This is a genomic window from Streptomyces roseicoloratus, from assembly GCF_004117935.1.
GTDB lineage: Bacteria > Actinomycetota > Actinomycetes > Streptomycetales > Streptomycetaceae > Streptomyces > Streptomyces roseicoloratus.
In genome coordinates, this window is the sequence record NZ_SDOY01000172.1 from 37,943 (window position 1) to 51,317 (window position 13,375).

At 73.5% G+C, this 13,375-nt stretch carries 8 protein-coding genes; 1 reads left to right on the forward strand and 7 read right to left on the reverse strand.

The window, feature by feature from the left end:
- Nucleotides 1-7 precede the first annotated feature (7 nt).
- The 5 genes from ESG85_RS31075 to eccD form a co-directional block, all read right to left on the reverse strand.
- Nucleotides 8-547: a type VII secretion system-associated protein gene (locus ESG85_RS31075; protein WP_128984512.1), complete on the reverse strand. Its 540-nt coding sequence runs from the start codon at nucleotides 545-547 to the stop codon at nucleotides 8-10.
- 36 nt (nucleotides 548-583) lie between these two features.
- Nucleotides 584-928 (reverse strand): WXG100 family type VII secretion target, encoded by a 345-nt coding sequence (locus ESG85_RS31080; RefSeq protein WP_128984513.1) that lies wholly within the window; start codon nucleotides 926-928, stop codon nucleotides 584-586.
- Between the two features lie 61 nt (nucleotides 929-989).
- Nucleotides 990-1,334: a hypothetical protein gene (locus tag ESG85_RS31085; protein ID WP_128984514.1), complete on the reverse strand. Its 345-nt coding sequence runs from the start codon at nucleotides 1,332-1,334 to the stop codon at nucleotides 990-992.
- A 201-nt stretch (nucleotides 1,335-1,535) separates the two neighbouring features.
- Nucleotides 1,536-2,993 (reverse strand): type VII secretion protein EccB, encoded by a 1,458-nt coding sequence (eccB, locus tag ESG85_RS31090; RefSeq protein WP_128984515.1) that lies wholly within the window; start codon nucleotides 2,991-2,993, stop codon nucleotides 1,536-1,538.
- Nucleotides 2,994-3,003: 10 nt separating this feature from the next.
- On the reverse strand, nucleotides 3,004-4,395 hold the full coding sequence (gene eccD / locus ESG85_RS31095; RefSeq protein ID WP_128984516.1) for a type VII secretion integral membrane protein EccD: 1,392 nt from the start codon (nucleotides 4,393-4,395) through the stop codon (nucleotides 3,004-3,006).
- A gap of 215 nt (nucleotides 4,396-4,610) precedes the next feature.
- Here eccD and eccCa point away from each other — a divergent pair, with 215 nt between their 5' ends.
- The gene (gene eccCa, locus ESG85_RS31100; protein WP_128984517.1) at nucleotides 4,611-8,576 is read left to right on the forward strand and encodes a type VII secretion protein EccCa; all 3,966 of its coding nucleotides are present in this window, start codon (nucleotides 4,611-4,613) and stop codon (nucleotides 8,574-8,576) included.
- 202 nt (nucleotides 8,577-8,778) lie between these two features.
- On the opposite strand, the gene ESG85_RS31105 is transcribed toward eccCa, so the two are convergent.
- Nucleotides 8,779-9,954 (reverse strand): S8 family serine peptidase, encoded by a 1,176-nt coding sequence (locus ESG85_RS31105; RefSeq protein WP_128984518.1) that lies wholly within the window; start codon nucleotides 9,952-9,954, stop codon nucleotides 8,779-8,781.
- Between the two features lie 68 nt (nucleotides 9,955-10,022).
- Nucleotides 10,023-13,307, reverse strand: coding sequence for a right-handed parallel beta-helix repeat-containing protein (locus tag ESG85_RS31110; protein ID WP_128984587.1), 3,285 nt, complete (start codon nucleotides 13,305-13,307; stop codon nucleotides 10,023-10,025).
- Nucleotides 13,308-13,375: the final 68 nt, after the last annotated feature.

A 13,375-nucleotide genomic window follows, 5' to 3' on the forward strand; every position in this document is an offset into this window, starting at 1 on the left:
GCGGGCGTCAGGTCTTGCGTGACCGGGTGAGGTCCGTCTCCACGTCCCGGAAGAGGTCGAGGAACTTCTGACTGTCGATCTGGTCGAGGTTCTTCTGCTGGGCGCCGGTCATGGTGGTGATCACGCTCTCGAGGTTCCTCTTCACGTCGTCGAAGAAGTCCTTCTGGTCGTCCACGACGACGGCGAGCTCCGACGCTGCGCTCTTGACGAACGTGAGGAAGTCATGGGCCGACATCGGTCCGTCGCCCTTGCCCGGAGCGGTGAGCTTCCCGAGGAGCAGCGTCACCTTGCTGTTGTACTGCGTGGGATTCTCGAGCTGCGCGGAAAGACCGCTCATGGACGGGACACCCGTCCAGTCCAGGGTGTAGTAGTGGTCGCCGGTCTTGAGGTATCGCCCGCCCGCTTCCTGGAGGGTCCACAGCCACAGGACGAACGTCTCGACGTCGTGGTCGATGAAGCGGCGCAGGGTCTTCGTGTCCAGTCGGGTGAGCTTCGTGTCACCCGTGGGCGTGGTTCCGGGATCTTTGTCGGCCACGGTCTCTCGCAATCGTCCGGAGCGTCGGGGGGTGGGGTGCGGGACGGCTCAGCGGCCGATCCGTACGCCTTCCCAGTTCTCCTTCGTCCGGGCCTCGTGCCGGCGGTACTGGTCCGTGATGTCGTTCAGGGTCGCGCTGTGGCTCTGCAGAATCGTGCCCAGTGCGTTCGCCGCGCTGTTCCACTGGTTCTGGATCGCGGTGTACGCCGCGGCGTCCGCGCCCTGCCAGGCGCCGTACAGGCCCGCCAGCTCCTCGTTGAGCGCGGTCACCAACTGTTTGATGCGGTCCGTCTGCAGGCGCATGTCCTCGGCGGCCTGGTCGACGGACTTGTACTCGACGTAGATCTGGCCGTCGGTCTTGTTGCCGTGGTCGTAGCCGGCGGGAGTGGACATCGGTCCTCCTTCGGTGGAGCGGGACGAGAACGGGAACGGGTACGGAGGGGGCCGGTGCCGGTCAGCCCATCAGCTGGTCGAACACGTTGTTCTTGGCGCCCGCAGTCCTGATCTGGTCGCCGGTGTTCGTCTGCAGGCTGGCCTGGTGGGCGCTCGTCTCCTGGAGCTTCTGGATCATCTGGTCGATGTTGCGGACGATCAGGTCCACCTGACCGCTCCAGTCGGAGAGCAGCTGCCGGTAGGCGGTGCCGTCCGCACCGCCGTAGGTCCGCGTCAGCGAACCCATCGTGGTCTTCACGTGGTCCTGCGACTGCAGGATCTGCGTCCTGGCCTGGGTGAGGGCGGTGTTGCCCTTCTGGTTCTCGGACTGGGACGAACTCTGGAGGTTCCCGGGCGGGGTGGCCATGAACGAGGTCCTTCCTGCGGAGACGGAGGAGAGGGGATGCGGGCGCGCTCACCTGCCCGCGCCCGCCTGGCATCGTGGTCACCGAGTCTCCGGGTTCGGCCTAACACCCGGCTAACGAAGCGCTGTCGGCCCGCGGGCACGTCCGCCGTGCGGCTCCGTGACATGGGTCACACCTCGCGCGACGGGCCCGTCGGCGAGCCCTCAGCGGCACGCCGCCTCGGCGGGCCGCGCCGCCACTTCGCCGCGCGCCACCCGTACGTCCAGCGACGGTCCCGTCGCCAGCATGTCGAGCAGTCGCGACGGCACGGCCTGCGCGCGGCCGCCCTTCAGGCCCAGTCGCTCCAGCGAAGTGGCGTCGGGCAGCCGGTACTTCACGCCCACGTCCGTCACCAGATACGTCGTGGTGCCGATCGGCGACCCGCCGGCTCCGAGCGCCTGGACGAGCGCTCCGCCACCCGGCCGCACCGACAGCCCGTCCACCGCCAGGCACGCCGGTGCGATGTCCGGCCCCTGCGGGGGCGCCGGCAGGGGCGTACCCGTCGGCACGAGGACGATGCCCACCCGGGGAGCCGTGCCCTCCGGCTGGATCCGCGCGCACACCGACGTGCCCGGTCCGGGCACGCGTACCGCCGGCACCCGGCGCGGCCAGTTCGCCGGATCGCCGCCCGTCCGTGGCGACAGGTTCCGCGTCAACTCCGCGGCGGCGAGGGGAAGTACGGTCGGCGTCGCCCCGGCATAGGCCAGCTTCGCCGTGCGGTCGTCACCCAGGACCAGAGCCGCCCCGAGCTCGCTCAGCGGGCGCAGACCGGTGCGTTCGAGCAGGTAGTGCTGAGGTGCCGCGCCCGGCGACGTCAGGGCGTAGACCTGGCCCGTACGGCTCGGGCCGCCGCCGATCGCGGGGCCGGGCGTGCCGCGTCCGGGCACCTCGGGGGGCGTGAGGTCGGGACCCGCCGGGACGCTGTCCAGGAACGCGGCCGACACCGGAAGCGGCGCCTTGTCCCCGTACCCGAGCGCCTGCACCGCGCCGTGCCCGCCCAGGCGCAGCCGGCGGTCGTCCCAGAGCAACGACCGCGTGCCGTCCGGGGCCTGGACCAGGATCCCGTGGCTCGCCCCGGGTGCCTGGCCGGGTGTGTCGGCGCCCAGACGCAGTGACGTCACCGGACGCCGTCCGGAGCCGTCGGAGCCGGTGCGCACCGGTTCGCCCGCGCACACCTGCCAGGCGCCCTGCTCCAGGTCGGAGCGGGCGGGCAGGGCATCGGGCGCGCCGGGTATGCCGACCGGGGGGCCGTGCCGTTCGCCCGCGAGCGAGGCGGCGGACACCTGCACCGGGGTGAGCCGGCCCGCGGCCAGCAGCCTCGCCGAGGCGTAGTTGCGGATCGGGCGCAGGGTGCCGCCCAGGTACAGATAGCGGGTCCCGGTGTCCTTCTGGACGATGAGAGCCCCGTCCTGGCGCCACGTCTTCGTACCCGCCGGGGAGATCATCCCGAACAGCAGGAACCCCACGACCAGCACGACACCCATGGCGATGCCCCACACCAGCCCGCGGTTGGTGCGCCCCACGGGCGACTCGGGCGCGTCCGGATCACCCCGCAGCATGCCACTGGTCAGCCGGCCCATCAGGAACATGTGGGCCTGGACCTGGTCTCGCTTCGACTGCATGCCCGCGCCCCTATCCGCCGACGCCGCGGAGCGTCGCGTACAGGCCGAGGACCCACAGGGACAGCGGGATCAGCGCGACGGCGCACAGCGTGTGCAGGATGTCGGCCGCCCTGCCCCAGTGCGGCAGCACACGCCGGCCCGGCACCGTCCACGAGGCGATCGCGGCCGACGCGGCGCACGCGAGCAGGACGGCGACGAGGGCCGGACGCTGCTCCACCTCGAGTCCCGCGGCCAGGCGTACGGACAGCAGCACCAGCCCGTAGAGGCCCGGCAGGAGAAGCGCCGGGCGCTGCCACGCGTGGCCGACGCCGCGTGAGTGCAGGAGCAGGAGCACGCTGAGCACGGCCGTGGTGATCAGCGAGGCCGTGGTCGGACGGTCGACGACGAGACCGGTCACGACCGCCGCGCACACCAGGCCGGTCGCCGCGTACAGGGCGGTCATCCACTCCTCGGCGAGTGCCGTGCGGTCCACGACGTGCCGGTGGGGATGCGGCTCGATGCCCTCCTGCAGCTGCTCGGCGTTGGACGGCAGGGCCGGGAGCCGGAGCCCGGAGAGACGGAACGACATTCCGGGGACCAGGCCGCCGAACGCCACCGCCGGCACCGCGACGATGCTCGCCGCGTGCGCGGCCGGCACGTCGAGCAGCAGCATCAGACTGCCCCACACGACACCCATGAGCGCGACGACGGCGGAGCCGACCAGCAGGGGCACGAAGGCGGCGACCGCGGCCACCGCGAGGACGGCGCCTCCGGCGGCGGCGGCCGACCCGGCCAGCAGACGCGCGCCGACCACCTGCGGGCTCGGCTCGCCCACCGGGATCAGAGCCCCCGCCAGGGCCAGGTAGGGCGGTGCGAGGACACCGAGCGCCGCACCGGCGGCCGAGTCCCCGACGGCGCGGCTCGCCGAGCCGGCCGCGAACAGGACGAGCAGGGCGACGACCGCGGACACCGCCGCCCGGAGCGGCGCCGCGCCGCCGGGCAGGGCCAGCACCACCAGACCGGTGGCAGGCAGGACGACGGCGACGGTGCGCAGCAGCCGGCGGCTCGTGCGCTCGGCCCAGCCGTGGGGACGTTCCCGCATCGTGGTGGCGACCGCGTCGACCAGGTCGTCGAAGTGCAGCGGTGGCAGCGTCTGCGAGCGGGGCCGCAGGTGCAGCGTCTCGCCGTCCCGCAGCGCGAGCGCCTCCAGGGTGGACTCGTCGTCCAGCGGTTGGCCGCCGAGCCGCTGCAGGACCCAGCCGTCGTGCTCGATGCCCTCCTCGGCGAGGCCTTCGCCGGCGTGGTCGAGGAGGATGGGGAGCAGGTCGGCGACCGGTACGTCCGCGGGCACGGCGAGCTCGACGAGCCTTCGCGGGGTGTGGACCGTGAGCCGGCACAGGCCGGTGGTCGATGTGTCAGTCATGGCAGGGGCCAGCACCTCTTCGCCGGGGTCGGGAGGCCGCAGTAGAGCAGGCACGGCTAACGTCGGGCTGGCGCCCGTTCTTTAGCGACCCCTGGTACGCATGACGGGTGCGCCCTCTGGCGCAGCGGTCACCCCGCCCCCCTGTTTCCCGTGCGCGCCGTCCCGAGCGCGCCCCGCGCGCGGACCTCACGCGCGAGCGACCGAGGAGAATCCGGTTGAGCACTGTCCTGTTCCGCCGCCCTGCCCGCCGGCGCGGCCCCGACATGCCGGACGGCGAACTGAGCCTCCAAGAGCCGCCCACCCTGCCCGAGGCGGAACCGAACTCCTCCGCCGTGTGGATGTACCTGCCGATGGGACTCACCTCCCTCGCGATGCTGATGATGTTCGTCAGGCCCGGGCAGGTCACCGCCTTCAGCTACTTCGCCATCGGCATGATGCTGCTGTCGTCGGTGGTGATGATCGTCGGCCAGTTCCTGCGCAGCGCGGGGGAGCGCAAGCGCAAGCTCAAGGGAGAACGCCGCGACTACCTCCGCTACCTGGCACAGACCCGGCGCAGGATCCGGAGCACCGTGGCCGAGCAGCAGAAGGCGCTCGCCTGGCGCCACCCCGGCCCCGCCGCGCTCTGGGCGCTCGTGGGCACCAGCCGGCAGTGGGAGCGCCGGTGCTCCGACGAGGACTTCGCCGAGGTGCGCGTCGCGAGGGGCGATCAAAAGCTCGGCACCCGGCTGGCCCCGCTGTCGACCAAGCCCGTCGAGGACCTCGAACCGCTGTCCGCGCACGCTCTGCGCAGCTTCATCCGGGCGTACGGCACCCTGCCCGACCAGCCGATCGCGCTGTACCTGCGTGCCTGGTCGAAGGTGCTCGTCCAGGGAGACGAGGAGCGCGGCCGGGCGATGGTCCGCGCGCTCGTGGCGCAGCTCACCACGTTCCACGCGCCGGAGGAACTGACCGTGGCGCTCTGCCTGTCCGACGAGCGGCGCGCCGACTGGGAGTGGGTCAAGTGGCTGCCGCACGCCCAGCACGCCTACCAGCGGGACGGCGCGGGAGCCGCCCGCACCGTCGCCGCCGGACTGGTCGAGCTGGAGGAGCTGCTCGGCGCCGACTTCACCGAACGCCCGCCGTTCGACCCGGACACCGCACCCAGCCGTGAGGAGCCGTTCACGGTGATCGTGGTGGACGGCGGCGCCGTCCCCGGCGGACACCGGCTCTCCGGACCCGGCTACCGCAACACCGTGGTGGTCGACCTGTCCGGGAACTTCGCTTGGAAGCCCGCCCGCGGCACACTGCGCCTGCGCCTGAGCGACGACGGCCTCCATCTGGTACGCACCGACCGCGACCGTCAGGAACAGAGCCGACTCCTGGGCCGACCCGACACCCTGGGTCCGCTCGCCGCCCGCGCACTGGCGGCACGGCTCTCCCCGTACCGTCTGGGCGGCGGAGCGGTCGCCGCCGAACCCTTCGCCTCCGACACCGAACTGACCTCCCTGCTGGGCATATCGGACCTGCGCCGGCACGTCCCGCATACCCTCTTCGACCGCCCGCTGGAGGGCCGCGAGCGGCTCCGGGTGCCCATCGCCGTCGGCGAGGACGGCCTGCCCGTCGAACTGGACATCAAGGAGTCCGCCCAGGGCGGCATGGGCCCGCACGGCATGCTCATCGGCGCCACCGGCTCGGGCAAGTCCGAACTCCTGCGCACACTCGTCCTCGGCCTCGCCCTCACCCACTCCTCCGAGACCCTCAACTTCGTCCTCGTCGACTTCAAGGGCGGCGCCACCTTCCTCGGCATGGACGGCCTGCCGCACACCTCGGCCGTCATCACCAACCTCGCCGACGAGCTCCCGCTCGTCGCGCGCATGCAGGACGCCCTGCACGGCGAACTGATCAGGCGTCAGGAGCTGCTGCGCCGCGCAGGGAACTACTCCTCGGTCCTCGAGTACGAGAAGGCCCGCGCCGCCGGGACCCCGCTGGCCCCGCTGCCGTCGCTGTTCGTCGTCGTCGACGAGTTCTCCGAACTCCTGGCCGCGCACCGCGACTTCATGGATCTCTTCGTGATGATCGGCCGCCTCGGACGCTCCCTCGGCGTCCACCTGCTGCTCGCGTCCCAGCGGCTGGAGGAGGGCCGCATGCACCAGCTGGAGTCCCATCTGTCGTACCGCATCGGGCTGCGCACCTTCTCCGCGATGGAGTCACGCGGCGTCCTCGGCGTACCCGACGCCTACCACCTCCCGCCCACCCCGGGCAGCGGCTACCTCAAGAGCGGGGTCGAGGCGCTCACCCGGTTCCGCGCCGCCTACGTGTCCGGCACCTACAAGGTCAAGCGCCGCAGCGTCCAGCAGGCCCGGATCGCCCGCCAGGTGGTGCCCTGGTCCACCGCCTGGGTGGTACCACGCGCCCTGCCCGCCGTGCCCGACCCGGTCACACCCGAGCCCGACGGCGACGAGACCCTCCTCGGCCTCGCCCTGGACAGGCTCCAGGACAGCGGTCCGCCGGCCCACCAGGTATGGCTGCCGCCGCTGGACACGCCGCCCGCGCTGGACACCCTCCTGCCGCCGCTGGACGTCGACCCGGACCTCGGGCTGACCACCACCGGCTCCCCCGACCGGGGCCGGCTGCGGGTGCCCGCCGGCATCGTCGACAAGCCCTTCGAGCAGGTACGCGAGCTGCTCATGGTCGACTTCTCCGGCGCGGGCGGGCACTTCGCCGTCGCCGGCGGCCCGCAGAGCGGCAAGTCGACCGTGCTGCGCACCCTCATCACCGGGCTCGCCCTCACCCACACCCCCCGCGAAGTCCAGTTCTACTGCCTGGACTTCGGCGGCGGCGCCCTCCTCGGCCTGGCGGGGATCCCGCACGTGGGCGGGGTCGCCGGCCGGCTGGACGCCGAGAAGATCTCCCGCACCCTGGCCGAGGTCACCGCGCTGCTCGACCGGCGCGAGGCGTTCTTCCAGGAGGAGGGCATCGACTCCATGGCCACCTACCGCAAGCGGCGCGCGGCCGGCCGGTACCCCGACGAGCCCTTCGGGGACGTGTTCCTGGTCGTGGACGGCTGGTCGACGGTCCGCAGCGACATGTTCGACGACCTGGCCGTCTTCAGCGGCCTCGCCACCCGTGGCCTCAACTACGGCGTCCACCTGATGGTCAGCACCGCCCGGTGGCTGGACCTGTCCAGCGCCCTGCGCGACCAGATCGGCAACCGTCTCGAACTGCGCATGGGCGACTCGATGGACTCGGCGATCGACACCCGGAAGGCGGCCACCGTGCCCGTACGGCCCGGGCGCGGCCTCAGCCCCGACAAGCTGCACTTCCTCACGGCCCTGCCGCGGATCGACGGGTGCGAGGACACCGAGGACCTCAGCGAAGCCCTCGCCGAGCTCGCCGAACGGATCGCCGCGCACTGGGACGCGCCGCCCGCCCCGCCGGTACGGATGCTGCCCACCCGCTTCGGCGTCCGGGAACTGCCGGCAGCCGAGGCCCCGTTGCGGCTTCCCATGGGTGTCGACGAAGCGGCACTCGCGCCCGTCGTCCACGACTTCGCACAGAGCCCGCACCTGCTGATCGTCGGCGACACCGAGAGCGGCAAGACCAGCGCCCTGCGCCTGATCGCCGAGCAGATCGTCGCCCACCACACCCCTCAGGAGGCACGCATCCTGGTCGTCGACTACCGGCGCGAACTGATCGAGGCCGTGCCCGAGGAGTACCGCCTCGGGCACGCCGTCGCGGCCGACCCGCTGCGGGAACTCCTCGACGGCGTCACCCGCGCCATGGCCGTCCGCACACCCTCCGAGGACATCTCGCCGGCCCGGATGCGCCGCGCCGACTGGTGGACGGGACCGCGGCTGTTCATCCTGGTCGACGACTACGAGATGGTCGGCTCGCCCTTCGACGGGCCCTTCGACCCGCTGATCCCGCACCTGCCGCTCGGCTACGAGATCGGTCTGCACCTGGTGCTGGCGCGGGCGGCGACCGGCGCCTCCCGCCAGGATCCGCTGACCCGCAAGCTCCAGGAGGTCAACGCGGCCGGCCTGCTCATGTCCTGCCCGAGCTCCGAAGGTTTCGTCTTCGACGGCGTCCGCCCGCGCATCCTGCCGCCGGGCCGCGCCCTGCGCATCGCCCGGCGCAAGGCCTCGCTGATGCAGCTCGCGCTGCCGACGGAGAGGGAGACCGAGACGGACGACACCCTCTAGACAGTGGCCGGCGCCGGTTCTCCCGACAGGCCGCGACCGGCCGGCCCGGGCAACCGGCGCCGGCCGGGTCCCGGCCACCGTGCCGGGCCCGTCCCGCCAGGCGTCCGGTGCGGTCCCGTGCCCGGCGGCCGGTGCGGTCCCGCGCCCGGAGTGCTCAGCGCCGGAGTGGTCCGCCCGGGAGCGGTCCGCCCCGGAGCGGTCCTCAGGACCCGCCCGCCGCCTGGTCCCCGAACCGCCCCGCGCGCCAGCCCCGCCGCCGGCCGCGCGGGACGACCGCTGCCAGGAAGGCCACCGCGAGAACCGCCCCCGCCGATCCGACCGCGACGAGCAGCGCCGCGGTCCGGGCTGCCGCGCCGGTGGCGTCGGCCCCGCGCAGGCGTACCGCTCGGGTCTCCACCGCGGGCGCCGGCCCGGCTTCCGGTGCGCTGCCCGCGACCGCCCCGTACGGGTCCAGGGCGGGAAGGTCGCCGGGATACGCCGTCCTCAGCAAGCGCTCCCGTACCTGCCGCGCGTCGAGCTCCGGGTGGTAGGCGCGCACCAGGGCCGCCGTTCCCGCCGTGACGGAGGCGGCCAACGAGGCACCCGAGCCCGTCCACTTGCCGTCGCCGTGCGGACCCGGGCCCACCAGGGCGACGCCCGGGGCGCTCAGATCGGCCCGGGTGAAGCCGGGCGCACGGTCGGCGAGGGCACCGTCGGGACCGGTGGCCACCACGGCCAGGGCCTGCGGCGGCGGTGCGGGAGCGGGCGGAGCCGCCCCGCCGCCGTCCGCGGCCGCCGGTACGACGACGAGCGCGTCCGCCCGCGCCGCGGCGGCCATCGCCGACCGTACCCGCGGGTCGGCCCCGTCGAGGGGCGCGCCGGCGACGATGACGTCCGCGCCGCCCTGCGCCGCCGCCCGGACCCCGTCGGCCATCCGGCCGGGATCCGCCTCGCCCCGGGTTCCCGTGCCGCGTACGGCCAGGATCCGTGCCTGCGGCGCGACACCGGAGAAGCCCTGCCCCGGTGCGGTGGCCCCGGCGGCGATGCCCGCGAGGAAGGAGCCCCTGCCGACGCAGTCGCCGCGGGCGTCGCCCAGTGCGCGGACGCGCCCCTTGAGCACGGAGACCGTCTCGCTGACGCCGGTGGCGACCACGGCGACCGTCACGCCCTGCCCCTGCGACAGCTGCCACACCTGGTCGAGCCCCAGGGCCCGCCGTGTCCACGGCGCGTCCGCGAGCGGACGGCCGGCGAACGACGTGCACTTCTGGTCGGGAGCCAGCCGCTCGGGCATGCCCGGCAGCGCGACGGGCGGGTCCGCGGCGCCGGCGGCCTGCGCGGGCACGACCGTCGCCGCGGCCACTGCCAGGGCGCAGACGAAGAGGGGTGTACGGCGGCGCATGGACGGCGCACCTCGTTCCGTGGAAGGGGCGGGGAACCGGCCGCGACCTGCCGGTCGCGGGTCCCAAATCAGACGGACAGGTCCTGCGGCAGCAGCAGCCGCAGGTCGTCCAGACTCGGCGCGGCCACCGTGCTCAGCCGGCCGGCCTGCCGGGTCATCATCCGCTCCAGGGTCTGGCGGGCCAGGCGGGCGTTGCCGAAGGCCCGGCCGCGCGGCAGCGCGTCGAAGTGCGCCAGGAGCGCCTCCTCGGTGCCCTCGGCACAGTCGTACCCGTTGTCGGCGGCATGCCGGCGGACGATGGTGACCAGCTCGGCGGAGGAGTAGTCGGGAAACTCCACATGGCGGGCGAAGCGGGACTCCAGTCCGGGATTGGACCCGAGGAACCGGTTCATCTCGTCGGTGTAGCCGGCGGCGATCACCACCACGTCGTCGCGGTGATCCTCCATGAGCTTCAGCAGCGTGTCCACCGCCTCCTGCCCGAAGTCGGACGACGCACCGCCGCCGGGAGGCGTCAGGGTGTACGCCTCGTCGATGAACAGCACCCCACCCAGGGCCCGTTCGAAGACCTCCTTGGTGAGCCGCGCCGTGTGGCCGATGTACCGGCCCACCAGATCCGCGCGCGACACCTCCACCAGCTGACCGCGGGGCAGCACACCGAGCGAGGCCAGCAACTCCCCGTACAGGCGGGCCACGGTCGTCTTGCCGGTGCCGGGCGGGCCGGCGAAGACGAGGTGGTTGCCCAGGCGCGGGGCGGGCAGTCCCGCAGCGGCCCTGCGGCGGGCGGCGGCGAGCAGGTTGACCAGATCGCCCACCTCGCGCTTGACGTTCGCCAGGCCCACCAGTGACTCCAGCCGCTGGAGCGGGTCTCCTTCGGTGCCCTCGCCGGCGGCCGCGGCCGGGGCGCCGACGTCGTCGGGGACGAACAGGGACAGGTCCTGCTCGCGCACGTCCGCGAGCGTGGCGAGGCGGGAAGCCTGCCGGTCGACCATCTCCTCGAAGACCTTGCGCGCGGTCCGGCCGTTGCCGAACACGGCGTCGCGGGGAATGGCCTCGAAGCGCGCGCGCAGCGCGGTGCGGGCGGCGGCGTCGAGCTCGTAGCGGTGGCCGGCGCACATCCGCTCGACGATCGTGACCAGTTCCTCGGAGGTGTAGTCGGTGAACCGGACGGTGCGGGTGAAGCGCGAGGCGAGGCCCGGGTTGGAGGCGAGGAAGCCGTCCATCTCGGCGGGATAGCCGGCCGCGATGACCACGACGTCCTCGCGGTGGTCCTCCATCAGCTTCACCAGGGTGTCGATGGCCTCGCGTCCGAAGTCCGCGCCCGAACCGCCACCGTCCGACAGGAGCGTGTACGCCTCGTCGACGAACAGCACGCCGCCCAGCGCCCTGGTGAACGTCTCCGTGGTCTTGATGGCCGTTCCGCCGACGATCTGCGCCACCAGATCGGCACGCGAGACCTCCACCAGGTGGCCCGAGCGCAGCACCCCGAGCTGGGCCAGGATCGAGCCGTACAGACGGGCCACGGTCGTCTTGCCCGTGCCCGGAGGGCCCGCGAAGACCAGATGGCGGCTGGTGGGCGGGGCGGGCATGCCGAGCCGGGCGCGCTGCTGGGCGAGCCGGTTCAGGTTGATCAGGGTCAGTACCTGCTGCTTCACGTCCTCGAGGCCGATCAGGGACCGCAGCTCGTCGACCGGACCGGTGTTCTCGTCGGGCTGCGGCACGGCGCCCGCGGGCAGCCGCCGGCCGCCCGCCTCCTGGGCCGCCTCGGCGCTTCCCCACGCGTCCGCGGCGCCGTTGTCCGTACTCGTCAGACCGTCGACGGACAGTCCCTCACCGGGCACCGTGTGGCGCAGACCACTGCCCTGGTTGTCCCGGACGGCACATCCGGCCAGCGAGACGCCGTCGGCCCCCTCGACGCGGACGCCGTCACCACCGGAGCCCGTGACCTCACAGCCGTTCAGCGCCGCCCTGGCCCCGGAAGCGAGGAGGACGCCGTGCTCGGCCGCCCCGGTGACCCGGGTCCGCGTGGCCGACAGCTCGCCGTCCCCTTCGACGTGGACGCCCGCACCACCCGGCTTCTCCACCTCGGTGTCACGCAGCATGAGCGTGCCCAGGGGGCCGACGTGGGCCGCCGTGGCACCGGAGGCACGCAGCCGCCCGCCGCCCACGAACAGCGTGCCGTGCCCGGACACGTGCACCGCGGAACCGCCGGACTCCTCGACGACACAGTCCTCCAGACGCCCGCGCGCGTCCTTGGCGACCACCACGCCGCGCTCCCCGGCGCGCGCCACGGTCGCCCGCCGCACCACGGGGCGGGCTCCCGCACGCACCACGACGCCGTCGCCCTTGGTGTCGAGGACCCGGAGCCGGTCGAACTCCGGCGTGGAATCCTCCTCCACGAGCACGCCGATGCCCTGCCCGTCGCGCACGAGGGTCCCGTGGAAGGACGGCGACGCGTAACCGGTGACGCGGATCGCGGAGTCCTTCGCCCCGGTGAACTCGCAGTCGCCGAAGGTGCCGCGCCCCCGTTCGGTCACCAGCAGGCCGTGACCTGCGGTCCGTTCGGTGCGGCACCGGGTCAGCGTGGGTGCGCTGCCCGCGCCCACGACGAACCCGTGACCGCTGGTCTCCACGACGGTGACGTCCTCCAGGACGGCGGCCCTGGTGCTGTGCACGAGCACCCCCACGACCGCTTCGCGGACGGTTCCCCGCGTGAAGGCGACCGTGCTGTCCTCCTCGACGGCCACACCCGGCTTGTCGGTCCCCGTGATCTCGCAGTCCTCCAGCCGCACGGAGGCCGCCCCGTTCGTCAGCACGCCGTTCCCGCGGGCGTCACGCAGCCGGCAGCCGCGCAGTCTGACGCGTCCCTGCTCACCGGCCACCACCGCCGAGGTGCCCACGTGCTCGACGGTGCAGTCCTCCAGGAAGCTCTCCGCCGCGGAGGTGGACACCACGCCGGCCCCCGCCGGATTGCCGACGTGGCACTGCCGCAGCGCCAGCGAACCACTGCCCCGCGCGAACAGCGCCGCCCAGGCCGAGCCGCGGACGTCGCACCGGTCCATGGCGACCTGCCCGCGCGGCGCGTCCACCACGGGCAGCTCGTCGTCGTGGCCGCGCAGCACGAGCCCGCTGACCATCAGCGCGTCCCCGGTGAAGGTCAGCGCGACACCGCGCCGCGGAGCGACCTCGACCGTCCCGCGCCCCTCCGCCGCGACGAGGGTGATGGCGGCCGACACGACCAGGGCCTCCTCGTACCGTCCGGGCTGGATGCTGACGACGGCACCGGTACGTGCCCGGGCGACGGCCTCCCCGATGGTGCGGCAGTCTCCTGCGCCGTCGGCGCGGACGGTGAGCATCTGACGTGACACGCGGCTGACCTCCCGGCCCCGCCCGTGGAAGCGGGACCGGGCACGTGACAAGCGGG